The sequence below is a fragment of the Spirosoma aerophilum genome (assembly GCF_054782495.1).
Genome location: NZ_BAAGSJ010000031.1, coordinates 17,679 through 42,149, shown reverse-complemented (window position 1 = coordinate 42,149; position 24,471 = coordinate 17,679). Strand labels below are relative to the sequence as shown.

At 50.7% G+C, this 24,471-nt stretch carries 16 protein-coding genes; 10 read left to right on the top strand and 6 right to left on the bottom strand.

Annotation, left to right across the window (positions count from 1 at the left end; translation table 11 throughout):
* Nucleotides 1-13: 13 nt before the first annotated feature.
* On the top strand, nt 14-340 hold the full coding sequence (locus tag ACYVK4_RS27260; protein ID WP_461130738.1) for a DciA family protein: 327 nt from the start codon (nt 14-16) through the stop codon (nt 338-340).
* A gap of 48 nt (nt 341-388) precedes the next feature.
* Here the strand turns inward: ACYVK4_RS27260 and ACYVK4_RS27255 are convergent, their stop codons facing one another.
* The 5 genes from ACYVK4_RS27255 to ACYVK4_RS27235 all read right to left on the bottom strand — a co-directional run bounded on the left by ACYVK4_RS27255 (nt 389) and on the right by ACYVK4_RS27235 (nt 5,888).
* The gene (locus tag ACYVK4_RS27255; RefSeq protein ID WP_461130737.1) at nt 389-1,090 is read right to left on the bottom strand and encodes a class I SAM-dependent methyltransferase; all 702 of its coding nucleotides are present in this window, start codon (nt 1,088-1,090) and stop codon (nt 389-391) included.
* A 65-nt stretch (nt 1,091-1,155) separates the two neighbouring features.
* Entirely contained in the window at nt 1,156-2,325 is a 1,170-nt protein-coding gene (locus tag ACYVK4_RS27250) for a glycosyltransferase family 87 protein (protein WP_461130736.1), read from the bottom strand.
* Nucleotides 2,326-2,345: 20 nt separating this feature from the next.
* Nucleotides 2,346-3,146, bottom strand: a complete 801-nt coding sequence (locus ACYVK4_RS27245; protein WP_461130735.1) for a polysaccharide deacetylase family protein — start codon at nt 3,144-3,146, stop codon at nt 2,346-2,348.
* A complete protein-coding gene (locus tag ACYVK4_RS27240) occupies nt 3,101-4,099 on the bottom strand; it encodes a glycosyltransferase family 2 protein (protein WP_461130734.1) in 999 nt (332 codons plus the stop codon). The genes ACYVK4_RS27245 and ACYVK4_RS27240 overlap by 46 nt, the downstream gene beginning before the upstream one ends.
* Before the next feature lie 187 nt (nt 4,100-4,286).
* Entirely contained in the window at nt 4,287-5,888 is a 1,602-nt protein-coding gene (locus tag ACYVK4_RS27235) for a Na+/H+ antiporter (RefSeq protein ID WP_461130733.1), read from the bottom strand.
* Nucleotides 5,889-5,998: 110 nt separating this feature from the next.
* On the opposite strand from ACYVK4_RS27235, the gene ACYVK4_RS27230 reads away from it, so the two are divergent.
* From ACYVK4_RS27230 to ACYVK4_RS27220, 3 genes are read left to right on the top strand one after another with little or no spacing between them, the layout of a single operon-like run.
* The gene (locus ACYVK4_RS27230) at nt 5,999-6,991 is read left to right on the top strand and encodes an ion channel (RefSeq protein WP_461130732.1); all 993 of its coding nucleotides are present in this window, start codon (nt 5,999-6,001) and stop codon (nt 6,989-6,991) included.
* Between the two features lie 24 nt (nt 6,992-7,015).
* Entirely contained in the window at nt 7,016-7,927 is a 912-nt protein-coding gene (locus ACYVK4_RS27225; protein ID WP_461130731.1) for a S66 peptidase family protein, read from the top strand.
* Between the two features lie 12 nt (nt 7,928-7,939).
* Nucleotides 7,940-8,734, top strand: a complete 795-nt coding sequence (locus tag ACYVK4_RS27220) for an SDR family oxidoreductase (protein ID WP_461130730.1) — start codon at nt 7,940-7,942, stop codon at nt 8,732-8,734.
* Nucleotides 8,735-8,869: 135 nt separating this feature from the next.
* Here the strand turns inward: ACYVK4_RS27220 and ACYVK4_RS27215 are convergent, their stop codons facing one another.
* On the bottom strand, nt 8,870-10,216 hold the full coding sequence (locus tag ACYVK4_RS27215) for an amidohydrolase (RefSeq protein ID WP_461130729.1): 1,347 nt from the start codon (nt 10,214-10,216) through the stop codon (nt 8,870-8,872).
* 163 nt (nt 10,217-10,379) lie between these two features.
* Here ACYVK4_RS27215 and ACYVK4_RS27210 point away from each other — a divergent pair, with 163 nt between their 5' ends.
* The 6 genes from ACYVK4_RS27210 (at nt 10,380) to ACYVK4_RS27185 (ending at nt 24,458) form a co-directional block, all read left to right on the top strand.
* Nucleotides 10,380-13,427 carry a SusC/RagA family TonB-linked outer membrane protein gene (locus ACYVK4_RS27210; protein WP_461130728.1) on the top strand — a complete coding sequence of 1,016 codons (3,048 nt, stop codon included), beginning with the start codon at nt 10,380-10,382 and terminating at the stop codon, nt 13,425-13,427.
* 23 nt (nt 13,428-13,450) lie between these two features.
* Nucleotides 13,451-14,854 carry a RagB/SusD family nutrient uptake outer membrane protein gene (locus tag ACYVK4_RS27205; protein ID WP_461130727.1) on the top strand — a complete coding sequence of 468 codons (1,404 nt, stop codon included), beginning with the start codon at nt 13,451-13,453 and terminating at the stop codon, nt 14,852-14,854.
* A 491-nt stretch (nt 14,855-15,345) separates the two neighbouring features.
* Nucleotides 15,346-18,540: a SusC/RagA family TonB-linked outer membrane protein gene (locus tag ACYVK4_RS27200; protein ID WP_461130726.1), complete on the top strand. Its 3,195-nt coding sequence runs from the start codon at nt 15,346-15,348 to the stop codon at nt 18,538-18,540.
* Between the two features lie 13 nt (nt 18,541-18,553).
* The gene (locus tag ACYVK4_RS27195; RefSeq protein ID WP_461130725.1) at nt 18,554-20,023 is read left to right on the top strand and encodes a SusD/RagB family nutrient-binding outer membrane lipoprotein; all 1,470 of its coding nucleotides are present in this window, start codon (nt 18,554-18,556) and stop codon (nt 20,021-20,023) included.
* 21 nt (nt 20,024-20,044) lie between these two features.
* A complete protein-coding gene (locus ACYVK4_RS27190; RefSeq protein WP_461130724.1) occupies nt 20,045-20,557 on the top strand; it encodes a hypothetical protein in 513 nt (170 codons plus the stop codon).
* A gap of 766 nt (nt 20,558-21,323) precedes the next feature.
* Complete coding sequence (locus tag ACYVK4_RS27185) at nt 21,324-24,458, top strand: SusC/RagA family TonB-linked outer membrane protein (protein WP_461130723.1); 3,135 nt, start codon at nt 21,324-21,326, stop codon at nt 24,456-24,458.
* Nucleotides 24,459-24,471: the final 13 nt, after the last annotated feature.

Genomic DNA, 24,471 nt, shown 5'->3' with positions numbered 1-24,471 from the left:
AGACACCCTGCCAATGAACCAGACGTATCGTTACAACCGTGAAAACGCCACCCGGGTGGCCGGAGTCACGTCCTTAAAAGACGCCATTGGGCAGTTATTAAAAGCATACCAGCTTCAAACCCGTTTCAACGAAACCTACCTCGAAGCCTTCTGGGGTCGCATGATGGGACCAACCATTGCTTCCCGCACCAATCGTCTTTACGTTCGCGACCGGAAACTGTACATCGAAATTGCATCGGCTCCGCTCCGCAACGAACTAGTCAACGCCAAGCAGAAACTCATTCAGTTGGTCAATAAAGACATGGGGACGGATGTGATCGAAGATGTTGTCTTTATCTGACAAACGGGTTACTGACCGGAGCCGGTCAGCGTAATCAGCACAGCCTCCCTAGAAATTGATCAGCAGATTCCGGCGCTCGCGTTGCAGGGTGATTGGTTCGTCAATAAACCGGGCCTTTAGCCCTACCCGCTGGCACATGGCCATCCATTCCTGCTCGGGAATGACCAAAAATCCGTTTTCTTTCCGTACGGTATGATATGACGAAAAGCGGAGCCGAAGCAACAGCTTCATTGTCGCCAAAAACTTCCCTTGCTGGAGCGACTGTTTCACAATCCCGATCACATCATTAAGAAAGCTTTCGCCCACCATCAGGTCGCAAACCAAAGCCGTGGCCCCCGGAGCCGCCATCCGCTTGATCGTCTGCAAGAGTTGTTCTACCTCCTGTATGTTCCGGTAGTACTGCACCACACTCATCACAATAATCACATCGAATTGACGACCGGCGATCGAGCTGAAATTCAGGTAATTGTCAGGATCCAGATCATAAAAATGAACATTACCCGAAGCCGCGTGCCGGGTGCGGGCAATTTCATTGTATCGTTTGGAAATATCCAGCCCATGAATTTCGGCAACCCGATCATGCCAGGCGTCCTCCAGATTTCCCGGACCAGAGCCGATGTCCAGTACACGCTGTTTTTTTGATAAAGGGATGTACGTTTCGACACGAGCCAGGAAATAGTTGAAATTCGTCGACATAGACTCGTCGAATTCGTTTTCCTGCTGCCAGAAATCGAGCCAGGTAGAAGCCATTAAAGAGGGAATTAAGGGAAATGGAGATAAAACATGACTGGTCGATTTAGAGTAGAGGTTTCTTTTCAGGAAGGAAGATAAGTCGTTGCCCTGGCTTGTGATTCAGCAACGGGTTTTGAGGTATGCATGATGTAGAGCAGCCGGAACCAGATCAACACACAGGGTAAAGCCTTTAACGCGTAGGGTTTAACCAACAGCTCCCGCAGATAACGCGGAAAAATATCGCTGGGCGACAAAATCGTCAGCACCAGACAGCTAATCAGCAGCGCCTTGTCCAGCCACGTTTGTGGGCTGTAAAACCACCAGATAACCACGCCCGTGACGGCAATTATGTAGGTGGGCGATTCGGCAACCGGATTGAAAATTACCTGGAAAATCAGCGTGGAAGCCAGCAGCAACATCTGGAATCCCCGCTCTTTAAATTTCCGGATATGTATATAAACCGTACAGAACAGCACTACGCCTGCTCCAATGATGGCAGACGTGCTGATATCGGGAGAAATAACCAGATGAACCAGTTTGTGAATGGACGTATTTGCCCATTTGTCGTAGTCGGCTTTCAACAGCAGCTGACTGACCCAATTCTCATACTGCCACACCAGTTGAGCTGGCGAGGTGAACAACAGCGGCAGTACGCCCAGCAACACACCCCACAACACCATGTAGGCAAGAAAGCGGAGTTTTTGAGGATATAACAGGAACAAGGCGGCCGCCACCAGACTATATATTTTGATATTGAAGCCGACAATGATGAAAAAAGCGGCCCAGAAAGGCTGACGCTTTTCGAAGCTCAGGAAGGCAAACAAAGACAGGGCAGCAATAAGCGGATTCGTCTGGCTGTTAACAAGCGATGTAAACAACTCCTGCATGCTAAACCAGTAGGCAAATACTTTCTGCGAATGCGTGAGGGGCATGCGGTAAATGGCATATACCCACACCGCCGTAAACAGCAAATGCCATAAAAATAACCCTACGGAAAAAGGCAGCGCAAAAATTGGAGCGAACAGAGCGGCAAAGGTTGGCGCGTAGTGGTAATGGTCGGTATATTCGGCCGGGTAGAGCAAATACAGATTCTTCCCGGCAATGAGATGATCGAGCGAATAATAGAATATCCGGTAGTTATTAGAATCCTGATCGATAAGCGTCCGAATGCTCACAAACAGCGCCAGCAGCCCATAAATGCCTATGATAAAGCGAAAATCACTGAATATGGGTTTTCTAAAAAACGAAAGCATATAGGAAACTAATGGCGATACTACACCGGAACATTAACCTGGAGACCTTGCGCAAAATCTCCCATTGAGGTAAAATCCCCAAGTGGTTTCAGATAACGCAGTAGCTTTTCAACCCGGTCGAGTAGTTCGTCCTTCGAGTGGCGACGGACGTAAGCAGGAATTTTTTCATAACCCGACAAATCCGTAAACTCCCAGGGGTGAACATATAGATTCAGGAATCCGTCAGCTTTCAGCGTTTGTCGGCAAAGCTGCTTGTAATAGGCGAATGGAAAGTTTTTCAGGCTCAGCCAAAAAAGCGGCAAACGCAGGTTGGGCGTCACCGAAGCCGGAATTTGCCAGACACTGGATTCGCGAAACGGGTGCCGGGGTTCGCCCCAGTGGTTATATCGACCGGGTAACCAGGTTGGGTGCAACGATGAATTGTACTGATAACCAGCTGCCCGAACGTCATTAGGGTCGACATAGCCCATCCGCGCTCGCCGAAAACCGGTTACAGGCCGATTTAACAACGCTTCCAGGGCCAGCCTCGACGTCAAAAGATCGGCGGGCTCGAAGGTGGTATGAAAATAACCGTGCGACGCTATTTCGTGCTTCTGAGCCAGTTTCAGGATTAAATCGGACTCGTGCAGGGCGTAGTTAGCTGTCGTAAACAGCGTGGTGCGAACATCGACGGCGTCAAACCGCTCGGCCAGCAAGGTTAATCCACGGGTCGAAACGGCCACTTGTTCCCGTAACGGAATCGGATGGCCAAATTCAACGGCGGTATCAAACTCTTCTACGTCAACGGTGAATAAAATACTTCCTGAGTTGGGGCTTGCCATGTTGTTGTTACGCTCTCCTCGATCTCGCTCGTGTCGCCGATAATATATGGGGGGCGACCTTTTACCTCTACGAACGTTTTGCCCAAATATACGCCAATGATGCCGATCATAATGAACTGCACCCCACCAATGAGGGTCATGAGCAACACCAGGGTTGTCCAGCCCGATACGGTAGCGTCGGTAAAAAAGTGTTCATACAAAGCTTCCGCTCCGAAGAGGAAGGCCAGCACAAACATAATAAAGCCAAGCAGTACCGACATGTACAGCGGCCGGGTTGAGAAGGACGTAATGCCCATGGCCGCCAGTTTCAGCATTTTCTGAAACGAATACTTTGACCGACCGGCATAGCGGGCCGCTGGTTCGTACAGAATACGACACTGGCGGAATCCTACCCATGAGATAGCGCCCCGCAGGAAAAGGTCGTTTTCTTTAAACTGTTTAAGGGTGTTTACCACTTTACGGTCGAGCAGCCGGAAATCGGCGGCCCCATCCTCGATCTGTAAGTTGGAAACGTTACGAAGCAACCGGTAAAAGTATTTGGATGTAGTGCGTTTGAACAACGACAGATTAGGGTCAGGCTTACGAATTGTATAAACCACTTCGAAGCCTTCCCGCCATTTTTCAATCAAAGCAGGAATCAGTTCCGGCGGGTGCTGAAGGTCAGCATCCAGACAGATGACAGCCTCACCGCGTGCGTTATCATAGCCCGCGCGAAGGGCCATCTGATGACCGAAATTTCGGGAAAAGGAAATAAATCGAACAACGGAGTATGCCTGACTTAACTGCCGAAGTACATGGCGAGTCTGGTCGGTACTACCGTCGTCAACAATCAGAATTTCGTAAGAGTCATACTGGTCCATAACCGACATGAGCCGATGAACCAGTACAGATAAACTCTCTTCTTCGTTGAAAGCCGGTACGACTAAACTGATCATACCTGTAATAAATTTCATTTTGTCGATTGGTACTTAAGGATCGTTACGGACGATTTCCTCTAAATTTGCCACCAAATTAAGTATTATTACCTAATTTCATTGCAACCCTTAATTAAAATTTAATAAGGTTTTTTACCAATTCAGTTGCTTTAACCAATAAGTCAATACACGTCTGATTTTCATATATTAAAACATACACCTAATTTCATTCGACAGGATTTACCAGGGAAAGACGAGCGGCATCCAAATCTAATTCCTCCTCTATTTTCCGAAGCACCTCATCATCAAGTAGCGTGTCCTTACGCTGTTCGGTCAGTACCGTTCGCTCTACGGTCAACAACTCTAACTGTAGGCGGGTGGCTTGCTGGTAAAGTACGGCAGGCCGTTCGGAGAGGGAGCTGGCCCGCAGCATTCCATTGAGTTCGTTGATGCGTAACTCATACATATTCTTCACATAGTTCAGTACATCGTCGTGAACAGAGCCCGCCGAATGATTGGCTTCCAGATGGGTAATAGCCTGTAGTGCCATTTTCTGTCGAATTCGGCGTTCTTCCAGCTTTTCATCGATTACCTCCCGTACACCCAGTTCATCGATGAGAACCGGCAAGGTTAGTCCCTGCAACACCAGCGTACAGAAAATAACACCGAATGTGATGAACAGAATCAGATCGCGACCGGGAAACGGTTGCCCGTTCGGGAGCGTAAGGGGTAAGGCGAGTGCCCCCGCCAGCGAAACAACGCCCCGCATGCCTGCCCAGCTAACAACGGCTACCTGCTGCCAGGTGGGTCTGACTTCCTTTGTTCGAACGCGGGAACTTAGCCAGTGGGGCACATAAGCTCCGAAGAAGACCCAAACAATTCGACAAATGATGGCTACTGCACTGATTAACAGCGCGTACATAACAGACTGAGGAAGGGTATATCCATTTAGTTCGGAGACGATGGTTGGCAGTTGCAAACCGATCAGAATAAAGACCAACCCATTGAGCAGAAAGACCATAACTGACCAGACGGAGTTACTCTGCAACCGACTTTGATGGGAGAACACCTCGTGGCTCCGGGCCGAGATGTAGAGCCCAACCGTTACGACCACCAGCACTCCCGAGATGTGCAGTTCTTCGGCAATAAGATACGCCCCGTAGGGAGTCAGCAGGGTTATAACGGTGTTGGTCACCGTATCCCGGCTGATGGCCTTGTGAACCCGGAGCATGATCCAGCCAATGACCAGCCCTAGAGCACCACTCGCCAGCGCAATCCCAACAAACTGAAGGCTCGCCTGCCAAAGAACGAACTGACTGGTTAGAATAGCCACCAGGCCATACCGATAAATGATCAGGCTACTGGCGTCATTAACCAGACTTTCGCCTTCGAGTATGGTTGTAATGCGTCGGGGAATATTTAATCCTTTTGTGACAGAAGAAGCCGCCACGGCGTCGGGAGGGGCAATAATGGCTCCGAGCAGGTAGCCCTGTGCCAGCGAAAAACCCGGAATAAAAAGCACCGCTACCAGCGCAACGACAGAGGACGTAAACAAGACCAGCCCAACGGCCAGAAACGACACCGAACGGCTGTATAATTTTAACTCGACATTATCAATTTGCCAGGCGGATGAATAGAGCAATGGCGGTAGAAACACCAGAAATGTGACATCGGGCGATAACACCACGGGGGGCAAACCGGGTATCCAGCCAATAAACAGACCGGTAATGACCAACAGTATAGGATAAGATAGTCGTAATCGACGGGCAACAACTGCTAGCAGGGTTGTTACACCGAGTAAAGCTGTTATAATTTCAATAGGGTGCATAGCGCGAGTGAAATGGGGATAATTCAGGTAGAGCGATAAGAAGGAGGCAAAAATTGCGATAACTTTGTTTAACAGCCCCTACCCTTGCCAACACCTCTCTACCAAAGCCAATGGATACAACAAATCAACGCCTTTTTAACCAAACACCTAAAGACAGCAATTTAGTTGAGCAGGAAGTACGACGTGACGATGTTGGTTTTGGCACCAAGTTAACGGATTCTCTTTCCCGGCTCATCAATCAGGACGGCTCGTTCAATATTGTTCGTATTAATGGTACACTCTGGGATCGGCTGAATATTTATAACCGGCTCATTACCATAGGCTGGCTGCAATTTATAGGCTGGCTCATCCTCTTTTACGTGACGGCCAATACCTTCTTTGCCGGTATATATATGCTGGCCGATCCTGACATGCTGAAAGCCGCCAGTGACAAACCCTTATATGGCCCTTTCTGGAAGTGTTTTTTTTTCAGCTCCCAAACACTCACTACCGTAGGATACGGCCATATTTCTCCTGACAGCTTCCTGACCAGTTCCATTGCGGCTTTTGAGTCCATGATCGGCCTGTTGGCCTTTGCGCTGGCAACGGGCCTGCTCTACGGTCGATTTTCACGCTCAGTAGCGCATATCCGCTTTTCCAAACAATCGGTTCTGGCGCCTTACCTGAATATTAACGGCTGGATGTTCCGGATCATCAATACCAGATCCAATCAGCTGATCAATATTGAAATAACGGTATCCCTCTCCCGATTGGAAGTCGGCAAAGATGGGGCTCCCTATCGCCGGTATTACAACCTTGATCTGGAACGCCGGAAAGTCTCGTTCTTTCCAACCAACTGGACCATTGTTCATCCCATTACGGAAGATAGCCCCCTATACGGCTGCACACCCGAAGACCTTGAACAATCCGACACGGAATTTCTGATCTCACTCCATGCCCTGGACGACACCTTCGTTCAGAATGTACATACCCGATTTTCCTATCGTTTCAATGAGGTATTGTGGGGGTATAAATTTCGCCCTATGTTCGACGGGAGGCAGCAAACACCCGTACAATTAGATCTGGACAAATTGGATGAGGTTCAGGAAGCACCCTTGAACTAACCCCTGTAAACTTAATACCCTACCGTGATTTTACCCCCTTTTCTCTCGCCCGGCGATACCGTTGGTGTGGTGGCTCCGGCCAGTTGGTTTCCTTATGAAGAGCTGGCCGACGGACTGCGAATCTTACGCGAAGACTGGCAGCTAAACGTCATTGAAGGCGACAGCCTGCACGCCATCGACGGGCCATTTGCGGGATCAGACGACCTGCGCCGGGCCGATCTTCAGCGGCTTTTCGATGACCCTTCCGTACGGGCCATTTTTGCAGCCAGAGGAGGCTACGGCTGCTACCGCATTGCCGATGGCCTCGACCTGTCTGGTTTACAGGCGAATCCAAAATGGCTCGTTGGCTTCAGCGATGTAACGGTCTTACTTAGCTTGCTCTGCAATCATGGCGTTGTGAGTTTACACGGGCTCATGCCCCGGCAGTTTGGCGATCCTGACCGGGAAGAGTCGCTGGAATCCGTACGGCAATGGCTGTTTGGACAGGGGCCAGCCCAGTATAGCCCCCCCATTCACCCGCTCAACCGTCCTGGTCAGGCGACAGGGCCACTGGTAGGCGGAAACCTGACATTGCTTATCAATTCAATCGGCACCGCCACCGACCTGGACTTTGCCGGTAAGATTCTGTTTATCGAAGACATTGACGAAACACTTTTCTCCCTCGATCGGATGATGACACAGCTCCGGCGATCCGGTCGAATAGCTGAACTGGCGGGGCTGGTTGTGGGTCAGTTTACGGATATGCGCAGCAATGTGTCGCTACCTTTCGGTAAAGACGCCAATCAGATCATTGCCGATGCTGTGGCGGCCTACTCCTATCCGGTCCTGTTCGATTTTCCGGCCGGCCACGTTGCCTATAATCTGGCGCTACCTATCGGAAAAGCAGTGAAATTAGTAATCGACGCCGAACAGGCCACCCTTAATTTTCATATTTAACCCGTCAGGCCTGTGTCCTTCTCTACGGCTGTCATCTGGATTACCGGTGCCTCATCGGGCATTGGCGAAGCTATCGCCCTGGCCCTTTCACACTACAAAGGCGTCCGATTAGTCTTATCGGCCCGGCGCGAAGAAGAATTGCAACGCGTTGCGAAGCTAACGGGTTTACCGGCTACAGATGTGCTGATACTGCCTATGGACATGACCGATACCGAACGTCTACCCGATCTTGTTGGGGCCGTCTACCAGCGGTTCGGGCGGATCGACTATGTGTTCCAGAATGCCGGTATTACCCAGCGAAGCTCCGTTGCCGACACCGACTTTCTGGTGTATAAACGCCTGATGGACGTCAACTTCTTTGGCGTCGTAGCGCTTACTAAAGCTGTTTTACCAGGTATGTTGGCGCAGGGTTCCGGTCATTTTGTCGTTACGAGCAGCGTTGCCGGGAAACTCGCCACCAAACAGCGCTCCGGCTACTGCGCCAGTAAACACGCGCTGCATGGCTTTTTCGATTCGCTTCGCGCCGAGACAGCTACCGCCGGTTTGCGTGTGACACTGGTCTGCCCGGGCTACATCCGCACTCCTATTTCGTTTCATGCTCTGGGAGCCAACGGGGGGGTTCACGGCAAAATGGATGAAAATCAGGAAAAGGGCATGGCCCCTGATGTATTCGCCCGACGGCTTCTGCAAGCGGTAGCCCGCAACAAAGAAGAAATCTACATCGGCGGTAAAGAAATCTACGCTATCTACTTAAAACGGTTCTTCCCCGGCCTGCTGTCAGGGATCATTAAGTCATTAAGTCAGTAAGTCAGTAAGCGGCTGCGCCTAAGTCGGTAAGTGGCTTCGCCAAGTCAGCAAGTGGCTGACGCTGGAGTATCGCTTTCGCGCGCCAGCCACTTACCGACTTAGGCGAAGCCGCTTACTGACTTACCGACAAAAAAACTATTTCCCACTCGCCGTAAGCTCTTTCACGGCGACGCCTTTGCTGGCGAGTTCCATGTAATCGACGGTGAGGTGGCAGAGGGACTTCATCCCCAATACAAAGCAGCTTTCGTCGATCTGGAAATCGGGGGTATGGTGCGGAGCAGCATTCTCCAGTTTTTTACCTTTCGTCATACCACCCAGGAAGTAGAAAAAGCCCGGCACTTTCTGCTGGAAGAACGAGAAGTCTTCGGCACCGGTTTGGGCGGGGGTTAACTTCACATTGTTCTTACCCGCTAACGCTTCGAGTGTTGGGGCCATCTGGTCGGTTAGTTTGGGATCGTTGTACGTTACCGGATACATTATATTGATTTTCACATCGGCTTTGGCACCGGCGCTTTCGGCAATGTTGGTGGCAATCTCGTTGATGCGTCGGTGAACCAGCATCTGCGCTTCGGGGCTGAACGTCCGGATGGTACCAATCATGTTGGCTTCTTCCGGGATGATATTCTGCCGGATACCGCTGTGCAAGGCACCAACGGTCACGACGGCCGCGTTGTCGGTGAGAGTCAGGTTGCGGCTCACAATCGTTTGTAAGCCCATCACCACCTGTGCCGCCGTAACGATCGGGTCGACCCCCGACCACGGAGCCGCGCCGTGGGTCTGCTTTCCTTTAATTTTGATAGCGTATTCATCTACGGCCGCCATGGTAGCACCCGGACGGTATTTTATGGTGCCCACCTCGGTTTGCGAGTTGATGTGCAGACCAAAAATGGCGTCGACTTTCGGGTTTTCGAGCACCCCTTCTTTGATCATCAGGTAAGCGCCCCCTTCTTCACCAGCGGGTGCGCCTTCTTCGGCAGGCTGGAAGATAAACTTGACCGTTCCCCGTAAATCGTTTTTAACCGATGCCAGTACTTCGGCCGCACCCATCAACATGGCTACGTGGCTATCGTGCCCACAAGCGTGCATGACACCCGTTTGCTGGCCATTGTATTCCGTCCGGGCTTCTGATTTAAAGGGCAGCTCCACCCGTTCGGTAACGGGCAGCCCATCCATATCGGCACGAAGGGCAACAACAGGACCGGGTTTACCGCCTTTCAGTAAACCGACGACGCCGGTTTTACCAACGCCGGTTTTCACCTCCATACCCAGCGATTGAAGATGGGCGGCAATTTTAGCGGCTGTCTGAAACTCCCGGTTTCCAAGTTCGGGATGCTGGTGAAAGTCCCGACGCCAGGCCACTACCTTTTTCTCAAGGCTCTCGGCGGTCTTATCCATGCGGGCATTCACCGTCTGACCAAAGGCCGTTTGAACGGCAAGGCCGCCAAGGAGTAACACACGACTACAAAGTTGATAACGATTCATAGAATTGTACAATTTCGGTTTTTGGCAATTAGTTTATCAGGCAATTTACACGTTAATCAGTAGAATATATTGTTTTCTTAAATGAATGCATGTAGATTCGTTAGCTTAAATTCTATCAGTACAAAGTATTATCATTTTTCAATCTTTCATCAACTCAATAACAATGAAAAAAAATCTATTAGGACTGTGTCTCCTATTCGTATTATCCTATCTGCCAACGCTGGCGCAGGATCGTACGATCTCAGGACACGTAACGGCCAGTGAGGATGGCAGTGCCCTGCCCGGCGTTACAATCGCCATTAAAAACACACAGAATGGTACAACAACTGATTCGAAAGGGAATTACCGGCTGGCCGTAACGAACAATGCAACGCTGGTTTTTTCGGCCATTGGTTTTGCGACTCAGGAGATAGCTGTAGGCACCCGCTCGACGCTGAATATTGAATTGACAGCGTCCGTTGGTGCGCTGGACGAAGTGGTGGTGGTGGCATATGGCAGCCAGGACCGCCGAAGTATTACCGGTGCGCAAACGTCTATTAAAGGTGGCGAAGTCACCAAAGCGACTCTGCCCGCGGTAACGGAACAGCTTCAGGGTAAAGTGGCTGGCTTACAGGCATCCGCTATTTCGGGAGCACCCGGCTCCAACACGCCCATCCGGATTCGGGGTATTGGCTCCATTACGGCCGGTGCTGACCCGCTCTATGTAGTTGACGGCGTTATTATCAACGCGGGCGACCTTTCCCGAGTCAGTTCAGGAAATTTAACCAATGCTCTGGCGGGTTTGAACCCAAACGATATTGAGGATGTAACCGTCCTGAAAGATGCCTCTTCGGCGTCCATTTACGGTTCACGGGCTGCCAATGGCGTTATCCTGATCACCACCAAAAAAGGCCGTTCGGGACCAACCCGTTTCTCGGCCAACGCCGAAATAGGATACACCGACCTAAGCATTCCTTCGGTATCGAAACCGCTGAATAAAGCCGACTACCTGACACTGACGCAGGAGGGTCTGGTCAATTCGGGCGCTACGCCGGCGCAGATCACAAACACACTGGCCTTATTGGGTGCCGGTAACCCGGAAACGAACTGGCTGGACCTGGTTACGCGCCGGGGTCAGCAGCAAACGTACGACATCCGGGCATCGGGTGGCGACAATAAGACCACATTCAGCGTATCGGGAGGGTATTTCAAACAGCAGGCTACCACCATCGGCTCCCAGTTTGAGCGTTTTTCGGCCGCTGTGAGTCTATCGCACAACGCGAGTCAGAAACTATCATTCCGGCTGAACCTCAACCCCAGCGTAACCCAGCAAAATAACCCAAACAACGGGGGGGCTTTTGCCAATCCTATTCTGGCAGCTTACTTCCTGCGGCCCACGCAAAACGCCTATGATGCCAAGGGCATTCTGGACTATTCAACGACCACTTTCCCCGGCACATACAACCCTGTAGCTTTGGTTCAGTATAACAAGAACTCCTTCGGCAACCTGCGGGGCATTGGTTCGGGCCGGGTCGAATACCGTCCTATCAAAAATCTGGCGTTGAGCAGCCAGTACGGGATCGACTATAACAACATCGAGGAGAATTTCTATCGTAACCCGTTTTTCGGCGATGGTCGCACGGCCAATGGATCGGCCTTTTCGTATTATACACGCTATTTCAACTGGACCTGGACAAATCTGGCCGAATACCGGCTGAACCTGAACAGCGAAAACGACTTCTTCGTCGATCTGAAAGCGGGCTATGAAGCACAGAAGTCGCAGGGGTATTTTATCTCGGCCTATGGCGAAGGCTTTCCGAACACGTCGGCTCTGACATCACTAGCGGTTGCCGCAACCCCAAAAACGGCCTCGCAGAACGGGGCCGATTTCTCGTTTGCATCCTTGATTTCCAACGCTTTTATTAATTATAAAAACAAATACACCCTGTCGGGCAGCTTCCGTCGGGATGGTTCGTCTCGCTTTGGTGCCAACAATCGCTTTGGTAACTTTTATTCGGTAGGAGCCGCCTGGAATATCGACCAGGAAGAGTTTATGCGGAACAATACCGTTGTATCGGCCCTGAAACTGCGGGCGTCGTACGGCGTCAATGGGAACGCAGCCATCGGCAACTACCAGTGGCGTGCCACCTATGGCTACGGCTCGTCGGTGAACGTCAACGGCTTCACGCAAAACCTAAACTATAACAGCCTGACGGGTAGCGCCCCCAACAGTCCCGGTAACCCGGACCTGACCTGGGAGCTGAACAAGCCGTTTGACGTGGGTATTGACGCCGGTTTTCTGAACAACCGGCTTAATGTTGTACTGGACTATTACTCCCGCACAACCAGCCAGCTTCTGCTGAACGTACCACTCTCCCGCACATCGGGGTTCAGCTCCACGCTGGCCAATGCGGGGGCGATGGTCAACAGCGGGCTGGAAGTGACCATCAATGCCGCTCCGCTGAAAGGTGCTTTTACGTGGAACATCAACCTGAACGCAGCTTTTAACCAGAACAAGATCAAGACACTATACAATGGGCTGGACATTCTGGATGGTTCATTCATCCGGCGCGAAGGGCAAAACTTCCAGACGTTCTACCTGCGCGAATGGGCGGGCGTCGATCCGGCCAATGGTGACCCGCTGTGGTACAAGAACGTGACCAATGCCGATGGCAGCATCGACCGGAGCACCACAAACAGCTACAATGCCGCCCAACGGGTACTGTACAAAACAGCCTCGCCAAAAGTATTCGGTGGCTTCAACAACACCTTCTCGTTTAAGGGAATCACCCTCGACGCGCAGATCAACTACAATTTTGGCAACTACGTGCAGGATACCTGGGCCAACTACCTGTTTGGCGACGGATACAATGCAGGCTTCAACAAAGTACAGCGCCAGATGGACCGCTGGCAGAAACCGGGTGATATCACGGATGTGCCAAAGTACATCTACAACAACTCGAACCAGTCCTATGGCTCATCGACCCGCTACCTCTACAAAGGCGACTTCATTCGTCTGCGGGCCGTAACGCTGTCTTACGACCTACCCCAATCCCTCGTTGGCAAGGGCAAACTCTCGCAGGCCCGTTTCTACGTGCGCGGTACGAACCTGTTCACCAAAACGTTCGATAAAAATCTTCCCTTCGATCCCGAGTTAGGCATTACCGGCCAAAGCAACCTGAACATCTTCATCAGCAAAGTTGTCACGGCGGGTATTAACATCGGCTTCTAATCAACAAACGTCTTTAAAGTCTCATGAAAAAGAAAATCATATTCATGCTCGTCGCTGGCCTGATGAGTCTGGGAAGCTGCAAGCAGTCCTTTTTAGATCTAAAGCCTTACGATAGCTTGCCCGCAGCGGATGCACTGCGCACCGAAGCCGATTTAAGCACCGCCCTCAACGGGATGTACTCGACGCTTCGAAATGCCAATTTATATGGCCGCACGATTCCGTTCATCGGCGATCTGTCGGCCGATAACATTTACCTGTCTGCCAATAATTCGGGGCGCTACCCGCAGCAATACCAGCTGGCCGTAAGTGTCCAGAACGCCGATATTCAGAATACCTGGACGCTGGCGTATACCACCATTTTGCAGGCGAATAACATCATTAATTCGCAGGTGGCCTCGTCGGTAGCCGTGAGCCAATATAAAGGCGAAGCGCTGACCATCCGGGCGCTAATGTACTGGGAACTGGTCAAACTGTTTGCCAAGCCTTACACCACCGATCCGGCATCTCCCGGTGTTCCTCTTGTGCTGACGTATGACCAGTCGCTGCGCCCGGCCCGGAATACGGTGAAAGAGGTGTACACCCAGATCACCACGGATCTGACTCAGGCCTTTACCCAAATGGCGGGTACGCGTCCTAATTCGTCGTATGTAACGAAGTATGCAGCCGAGGCCCTGCTGGCAAAAGTGTACCTTTATCAGGCCGATTACACCAACGCGTTAAAATCAGCACAGGATGTAATTGCCAGCGGTGGCTACAAGCTTCTTCCATCTGAGAATCTGAATGCCTACTGGGCCAACCCAACGCCACGAACCGATAAGGCCGAAACCATCTTTGAGGTATCGGTAGACGGCGTAGCCAACGTAGGCTTCGACGCACTGGCGAACATGTATAACCAGGCTGGTTATGGCGATGGTCTGGTAACAACGGATTTGTATAATCTGTACAGTGCTACTGATGCCCGCCGGGGGTTAATTATTTCCGGAGCAGGCACAAAAGCCGGAGCGGGTACGTACGTTGTCAACAAATACCAGAACGTGACCAACAACGCCGACAAGGATGATATTAAAGTAATCCGTTACGCGGATGTCCTGCTGATTGCCGCTGAGTCGGCCGCCCGCACCGGCAGCGAGGCCACCGCCCGCACCTTACTGAATCAGTTGGCGCAAAATCGTGACCCATCCTTTGCGGGGTATACCGTATCGGGGGGCGATCTGATCAATACCATCATTACCGAACGCCGAAAAGAGCTTGCCTTTGAAGGGGACCGTTTCGATGACCTGAATCGGCTCAACTTACCCCTCACCCGCAACGATCAGTACCCAGCTTCGGCCCGAACTATACCGGCTGGCGACTACCGACGGGTCAACCCGATTCCGCAGGTCGAACTGGACGCCAACAAGCAGATCATCCAGAATACAGGTTACTAAAGGCACATGAACAGGTAGTTGGGCAACGGGCTACCTGTTCACCAATGCGAAACGATCAGCAACTCATTAAAACGCCTGCTTTTCGTCACACAAATTTTATCGATCACAAAAAATGCCCTTCGAAAATTGAAGGGCATTTTTTGTGATCGATAGAGACTAAACTAAGTAAGCGGCACACCAACTTATACGGCAACTGGCCAATCAGAATAACTGACGAAAATCGCTAAACGATTTCCCATCCTGACAAACTGCCCGATAAGTATTTTCTCCCTAGTCGCAATCATATAATACTCGGGTAAATACTGTATCCCTATAGACAAACAATAAATATTATTCTCAGAATAGTTAAATATTGCCTGTAGCTACATTAAAGCGAATTTCATGTTTGTTTTGTAACTAAAATAAAAAGTGAATAGTGGCATGTATTGATTATTAACTATTTTTGTTGGTTAGTTTTTCATTTTACCAAACATTTCATCATTCAAACTCTCATGAGCAAACTTCTCCTAGGAAGTTGGCTACTCTTGTTATTATCCTGTTTTCCCGTTTTGGCACAGGATGTAACAGTGAGTGGTCGTGTTACTTCATCAGACGACGGGTCGGGCCTGCCAGGTGTGACCGTACAGATTAAAGGTACAGCGCGTGGAACAACCAGCGATGCCAATGGAAATTACCGGGTAAGCGTACCTGCTGCCGGCCGGTTGGTCTTTAGCTTTATCGGCTTCGCTACACAGGAACAAGTGGTTGGTAATCGGACAACCATCGATGTGGCTCTTAGCAACAACGCCAACAACCTCAACGAGGTCGTTGTTACGGCCCTGGGTATCGAGCGTGACAAGCGGTCTCTGTCTTACGCCACCCAACAGGTAAACGGTGACCGTATTTCGCAACGGGGCGAACCTAACGTACTTAATGCCTTACAGGGTAAAGTATCGGGGGTTCAGATCACGGGAGCCAGTGGTGAAGCGGGTGCGTCAACCAACATCAACATCCGGGGTATTCAGTCCTTTACCGGAAACAACCAGCCACTTTTCGTAGTCGATGGTATTCCCATCAGTAACAGTGTAGACCGGACTAACCTTGGTCCAAACGGTACATTGGGTGGCCCACAATCCTCTAACCGGGCCCTGGACATTGCCCCGGAGAACATTGAGTCGCTGAACGTGCTCAAGGGACCTGCTGCAGCTGCTCTGTATGGCTCACGGGCGGCTTCGGGGGTTATCGTGATCACGACAAAGTCGGGTAAAAATGCCAAGAAGAAAACCGAGATCACGGTCAATTCAGGCATAACGTTTCAGAACGTATATGGCTTACCTAATTTCCAGAACGGCTTCGGCCAGGGCTTGAACAACATTTTTCAGAGTAATAGTGTAGCCTCCTGGGGCCCTGCCTATGGCTCACCAGCCACGCTGGAAAATGGCTTTTTCACCCGTAATGCCGTAACACCCACCCAGCTTGACTCGACAGCTTTGTTTCCGGGGGGAGCTTTTCCGGCCTACAAAGCCTACGCGAATTACCGGGCTTACCCCGACAACATTAAGAATTTCTTCAACCAGGGACGGATTCTATCGAACTCCGTGAACATTGGTGGCGCAAGCGGTTCGAGCAACTATAATTTCTCGGTAGCCAATACGGCCCAGGAAGGTATTGTTCGAAATTCGAAATTTAACCGGACCAACGTAAGTTTTGGCGGCAACACCGTACTATCGAACAAATTTCACGTTGGCGCATCGATCAACTACAGCAATACGGGTCAGAGTAACTCCCTGACAGGTAACGGTGGTAGTGCCTTCGGGCAGTTGGTATCGGTACCCCGAAGCTATGACCTTCCGAACCTTCCTTTTCAGGATGCGAATGGTCGCAGTGTATTCGCGGGTACGCCGGGTTCGAACGAGAACCCAATCTGGGGATTGGAAAACAACCGGACAACCAGTAGCGTCGATCGCCTGATTGGAAATATCAATTTTGGCGTTGATCTGGTTAAGGGCGTTAATTTGTTTTACCGGGCCGGTATCGACACGTATACAGACCGCCGTAAGCAAATTTTCGCGCCCAGTGCGGCCCGCCTGCTGGTGGGTGGTGTTGGCGAAGATATTTACTACTGGCAGGAACTGAACAGTGACCTGATCCTGACCGGTCAGAAAAATGACATCCTGCCGGGTCTTAACATTGAAGGTCGCTTAGGATTTAACGTTAACCAGCGAAAATCGCAGAACGTAACGGCCAACGGACAAAGCCTGACGCTGCCTAACTTCTACAATCTGAGCAATGCCACCGTCTTTTCAAACGGCACGGGAGAGAGCAACACATTGCGTCGGTTGGCCGGCTATTACGGACAGGCCAGTTTTTCGTTCCGGAATTATGCCTTTCTGGAATTGACGGGCCGTTTCGATAAATCGTCGACATTACCGCTCAACAACAATACCTATTTCTATCCGGCGGTTTCGGCAAACGTTATTCTGTCGGATATTTTCCCAATCAAATCATCGACATTGTCTTACCTGAAAGTACGCGGTAGTGCCGCTACGGTGGGTAAAGATGCCGATCCCTATCAGCTACAGTCGGTTTATGTGACTACCAGCCGGGGTAACAACGTATCGAACATCACCTTCCCGATCAACGGTCAGAACGCCTTCTCGATCAGCAACCGGATTGGGCCCGGCGACAACCTGAAACCTGAGTTCACTACCTCCTACGAAGGCGGTTTGAACCTTGGCTTGTTTGATAACCGCTTTAGCGTTGATCTTACCTATTATAACTCGGTCAGTACAGATATGATCGTGAACGTGGGTATGGCAGCATCAACCGGTTATACAACACGGACCACGAACGTGGGTAAAATGACGAACAAAGGTATTGAAGCCTTGCTGACGGTCACCCCGATTCGGGTTAAGGATTTCCGGTGGGATGTAACCGTTAACTACACCCGCAACGTAAACGAAGTTGTCGACATTGCGCCGGGCGTAGAAAGCTTCTCCATTCCGGGAAGTGCTTTCACCGGCTCGATACCCTCCATCGTAAAAGGACAGCCTTATGGCGTTATCCTGGGGAATAAAAAGCCAACGAACCCCGATGGTCAGTGGATCATCAACCCCAACACAGGTCTGTGGAACCCGGAAGTATCTAACCAGAATATCTCCAACCCCAACCCCCTGTGGATAGGCAGCATCCAGAACACCTTTAAGTACAAAGGGATTGCCCTTGGTTTCCTGTTTGATACCCAGCAGGGCGGGCAGCTGGTTCAGTTCTCGTCGGGTTCGTACAAGTCGAACGGTACGCTGGACGTAACGGGTGTTAACCGCCAGGCCCCCCGTATCATACCGGGTGTATTTGAAATCAGCAACGCCGATGGCACTAAGTCATACACCCCAAACAATATTCAGGTAGATGCACAAAGTTACTGGCGGGCGTTTGGTTTGCAGAGTGACCTGAACGTGTTCAGCGCTACGCGCTACAGCCTGCGCGAAGCAACCCTGAGCTATGACCTGCCAGCGTCGCTGATCAACAAAACGCCATTTGGCGGTATCTCCCTATCGGTCGTTGGCCGTAACCTATGGTATTTTGCTCCCGGCTCGCCTATCGATCCTGAAGTAAACACCCAGGGAGCAGGCAACATCCGGGGTCTGGAATTACAAAGCGCGCCCAATACCCGTAACTACGGTGTGAATCTGAGATTTACTTTCTAATCATTGTCACTTCATGAAAACAACTTATAAAGCGCTTATCGCTATGTCGCTGCTGTCCGTTATGGCAGGCTGTCGCGAAAGCTTCTTCGATATTAATACTACGCCTAACAACCCAACGGTAGTGCCGGCCTCGGTACTGCTGACAACGGTTGAATACGATGCGGCTTTCACCTCCACCAACGACCTGAACCGCATCAATGAGGTATTAACGCAGCACATGGCCGGGGTTGCCAACCAGGTAGCCGCCTACGATGTGTTCAACCTGCGCGGAGCCTCAGATAACCAGTGGAACGGGGAGATTTACGCCGGTATGCTCACTAACGCCCAGCGCCTTATTGATCAAACCCAGCAAACGACTCCTGCCTATGCCGGTATCGCTAAAATCCTGAAAGCTTATGGCTTTAGCATTGCGACCGACGTTTGGGGGGATGTTCCTTATTCAGAAGCGCTGCAGGGACTGGCTAACCTGACTCCACGGGTAGATGCCCAGCAGGATATTTACCTCGGCAGTTCGGAGAAAAAGATCCAAAGCCTGTTCGACCTTGTCAAAGAAGGGATGGCTGATCTGGACAAACCCAACACGGGGGTTTTGCCCGCAGCCGACGATGTGGCATACCAGGGTAACCTGTCAAGATGGAAGCGCCTGGGCAATACACTCATGCTGCGCCTGGCCGTACAAATGAGCCGCAAAGCACCCGCTCAGGCCCGGCAGATCATTACAGAGATCCTGGCTTCACCTGCCGGCCTGATCAACGATAACGCACTGGATTTCCAGGTAGGATTTGGTACGGATAATGGCAAGCAGAACGCTCTCTTCTCGTTCAACTATGTTAACCGGACGGGCGATTTGATGGCTAGCCAGCGGTTTATCGACACCCTAACGACCTATAATGATCCGCGTATCAGCCGTTTCTTCACGCTGGCAGCCAATACCAGCCGGTACGTAGGGTTCAACAACGGCGCGACAACAGCCGCCCCGAGCGTTGTGGCGAACCGGTCGCGGTACGGCGTTTACCTGATTGGTACCGGTGGCGAAGCACCAACCCGTATCATCACCAACTTCAACCGGGCGTTTTTACTCGCCGAAGCGGTTGTTTCGCTGGGTGTAGCCGGTGATGCGCAGGCGTTGTATCAGGAAGGGATCCGGGCTTCCATGCTGAAAGCCGGAGTGGCCCTGACGGATGTCAACGATTACTTTACCAAGAATCCACAAATCGTGACGCTATCCGGCGACAACCAGAATCGGCTCCGTCAGATTCTGACCCAAAAGTGGATTGCCAACATTGGTATGGGTATTGAATCCTGGAATGACATTCGTCGTACAGGCTTTCCAAGGCTCGCTTTGCCGTTGAACGCACAGGGCGATAATCCGGGGGTTATTCCAGTTCGTTTACCGTATACATCGAACGAACAACAACGCAATCCGAATGTGCCCAATCCGGGTCCACGGATGGATGAGCGTTTATGGTGGGATATTGATTAACTCATTTTACGATACAAGATCATGAAAAAACTAAGTTATATAGCCAGCTTTCTTCTGTTGTTCCTGGCAGCAGCCTGTACGAAAGATGACATCGTTTCAATCCGCGATGCCCAGGCAACTGACAACGCGATCACGTTCACCAATTTCAAGTATTTCGAACGTATCCCAATTGGCGAAACGTCTATTGCGGGTGGCGGAAACATTAGTATTACAATGACCCTTCCTGAAGCAAGCCCACGCTCGTTTAAGGAAATAACCCAGGTGGGTGCTTCGACCATCAATGCCAGTTTGAACCAGAATACGTTTAAAACAACGGCGAATACCCTGGCATCGAAGATTTCGGTGAGTGGTAAAACGGCTACGTTCACAACAACAATTGCGAACTATCTGGCATTTCGAAAGCTGGCCGCCATGCCCAGCACGACTACTGGGGGCATTGTAACCTTTTCGGACATGCAGTTTTTCTTCCTTGTTACGCTTGACGATAATACGACCGTTGTACCGATGGAATACCGGGTTCGGGTTCGGGCATAACGCTTCGTTCTATCCTACAGTAAGGCACCGACCCAACAGGTCGGTGCCTTTTTTTGTAGCCTACGAGACAATTAATCAGCAGGTTAGCCATGATTCATCCACCGAATGGGTAAGAGTTATGGGCATTTCAGCTAACTAATTGTTTAATATTTCTGCAATAAACACTACTCACAACCTTAATTAAAAAATTGAGTATTTATCGGAATTGTACAATTAGAAAAATTTATAGACCAATTCTAAAATACCCTGAACTCACCATATAAAATATCAATTTTAATGGCTTTTTAATGATATTATCTTGGAATAATTAAACTTTTCGAGATATTATTTTTCTCAAAAAATTGACTAAGTAATTCAGTGGACTAAGTATATACTGTGATGAAAACTACGAATATAATCTAGCACAAAACAGCCTTAATAAGTAAATAAATGATCTATTTTACTGTACATCAATAACTTATGATTCGATATTATAACATCATATATAACATAATTAATATAACTCTGAACTCTAGAAAAGGTTTGCATAAACTTATACAGATCAGCAAGCCGACAAAACCAGTGCAATCCAGCCGTTTTTTGAATGTTTTTATCAAACGGTGCTTGTGAACGCCAAAAATTACAGGTCGCTTCTGCACTTGTAGGCGCTGTTATTAGAATATTCCAAAATTCCTTACTGTAAAATGATGGCATTTATTAATCTGTAGAGTAACTTTGTATCCCCGTTTTCGGGATTCTACAATATGTTTTTAACTTAATCATTCTTATGCGGAAAATTTTATTGGGATGCTGGCTGCTTTCGCTTGTTTTCTGTTTGCCGGTTCTGGCGCAGGATGTAGCCGTTAGTGGTCGCGTTACTTCATCAGACGACGGGTCAGGTCTTCCAGGCGTGACTGTACAGGTAAAAGGTGCCAACCGGGGAACAACGACAGACGCCAGTGGAAACTACCGCGTCAATGCGCCTGCAAATGGTACGTTAGTTTTCAGCTTCATCGGCTATACGACACAGGAAGCGGCTATTGGCAACCGCTCTACAATCAACGTTACACTGGCAGGCGATGCGCAGCAACTAAGCGAGGTCGTGATCATTGGTTATGGTACCCAGCAACGCCAGCGCGTCACATCAGCTATTTCGGAAGTGAAAGGGGCCGCTCTTGCTAACCTGGCAACGCCGAGTTTCGACCAGCAACTGGCCGGACGGGCAGCCGGTGTGCAGGTTTCTACGCCATCGGGTATTTTGGGACAGGCGCCCGTTATTCGTATCCGCGGTACAAACTCGATCTCTTCAGGATCGAATCCGCTGATCGTTGTAGATGGCGTTCCGCTGATTACGGGCAACCAGAGTGGTGTTACACCAACCAACCCGCTGGGCGATATCAACCCACAGGATATTGAATCGTACGATATTCTGAAAGATGGAGCTGCAACCGCTATTTATGGTTCGCGCGCGGCCAACGGCGTTATCCTGATCACCACCAAGAAGGGTAAGAAAAACACGGGCGTTCGGGTAAACCTCGACATTCAGGGGGGTACATCGGTAGCCCGGACCCGGCTCGACCTGCTCAACGCGCAGGAGTTCGTCCAAATCTCGAACGAGAAAAGTGCCGCTGCCGGTGCCGGAACCATTGCCGCCATGGATGCCAACAACACCAACACCGACTGGCAGAACGAAATTCTTCGCACGGGTACCTCGCAGAACTATAACCTGAGCATTTCGGGTGGTGGCGAAAAAACGACCTATTATTACTCGTTGGGCTATAACAAACAGGTGGGTGCCATTCGCCCGAATGACCAGACTCGTTTCTCGTTCCTGACAAACGTTGACCACGCGATCAACAAATATATTTCCGTTGGCGCGAAGGTTCAGGTGGCTCGTACGATCAACAATGGCCTCAACACCGGCTCAAACGCCCTGTCGGGTAACCTGACCGGCGCTGCCCGTTTGTTCCCGAACGTACCGGTATATGACCCCACCAGTCCAACGGGCTACAACATCTCGTCGGATGGCTCGGTATTGGGCCGTGGTGCCAACACCCGGAACATCGACAACAACTACACGAACATCCGCTTCGTGATCGACAACAACAAGTTCAATGCGGCTACAACCCGGGTGCTGCCAACAGGTTACCTATCGGTTACGCCATTCAGTGGTTTAAGCCTGCGTACGCAGTTAGGCGCTGACTACACCGGCGTTCGTAGCTTCCAGTCGTGGGACCCCCGTCATGGCGATGGCCGGGGCAGCAATGGTCTGATCAGCCAGGTATCGCGTGAAGTACTGCGCTGGAACTGGCAGAACGTCCTGAACTTCGACCGTGATTTCGGCGGACATAACGTCAACCTGACCCTGGGTACGGAGTTCCAGAAAACGACGACGTCTTCCTTCACGGCAGGCGGTCAGAGCTTCTCGGATCTGTTCTTCCTGCAAAATGGCCTGATTACGGGTTCGTACTCAACGCAGACATCCAGCGGTACGTTTGTTCCGAACGGTTTCGATTCGTACTTCGGTCGTATCCAGTATAGCTACCGCGACAAGTATCTGGCCTCGTTCAGTGCGCGTAACGATGGTCTGTCGTCGTTGCCTGTGGCTACACGCCGGGGTACCTTCAAAGGCGGATCGATCGGCTATCGCCTGTCGCAGGAAGATTTCTATAAGAACTCCAGCGTTGGCCGGGTCATGAACGACTTCAAACTACGGGCCAGCTATGCTGAAGTAGGGAACACGGATATCGGATCATTCCCTTACGTAGGAACCTTCGGTGCCGGTCAGTATGCCTCGCAAAACGGTATTGCCTTCAACCAGGCGGGTAACCCGGACCTGCGTTGGGAGCGTAGCCAGAAGGAAGATTACGGTATCGACTTTGGTTTCCTGAACAACCGGATCACCGCGAGCCTGGATTATTTCCGCAACAACATCGATGGTCTGATTCTGGCGGCTCCTACGCCAAGTTCGGTAGGTATCCCCAACAACTCGATCAACAAGAACGTGGGGGCGATGGTCAACAAAGGATTTGAAGCGGCAGTAAATGTGGAAGCCATTAACCGCAATGGATTCCGCTGGAACGTGAGTGCCAACTTCACTACCCTGAACAACAAAATCACCGCGTTGACCAAAAACAACGAAGGCGTTGACCAGGACATTATTTTCACCTACAACATCAACCGCGTGGGTGAATCGGTAGGCGCTATCTATGGCTATCGGTATGCGGGTGTTAACCCATCGAATGGTAACCCCATGTACTACAAAGCCGATGGCCGGGTTGTACAGCGTGACATCGTGTCGACGGGCTACTCCTTCCTCGACCCGGCTGCACCAAACAGCCTGACCAACACCAGCGGTGCGGCCCTGAGCCCAACCACCGACCGGGTTATTCTGGGCAACACCAACCCGAAATTTTACGGCGGTCTGATCAACTCGTTCAGCTACAAAGGACTTGATCTGGAAGTGTTCGTTCGTTTCTCGGGCGGCAACAAACTCATGAACGTAACCCGTCAGGAGACCCTGCTGAACAACGACTTCAACAACAACGGCCGCGAAATTCTGAACCGCTGGCAGAAAGAGGGTGATGTAACGGATGTACCAAGAGTGTACCTGTCGAAGAGTGGAATCGTTAACCAAACGGGTAACGCCATCAGCCGATTTGTAGAAAACGGCGATTTCGTCCGTATTCAGAACATCATCGTAGGCTACACACTGCCTAAAGGTTTGCTGAACAAAGGTGGTTTCCCCATCAGCAGTGTACGTTTGTTCGCTCAGGTTCAGAACGCCTTTACATTCACCAAATACAAAGGCCTCGATCCTGAAGCCAACGCCAACGGCGACACCAACAGCGAGTTTGGTATTGACTACAACACCAACCCGCAACTGCGTCTGACCACGTTTGGCTTGAACATCGGCTTTTAAACAACAGTTACTC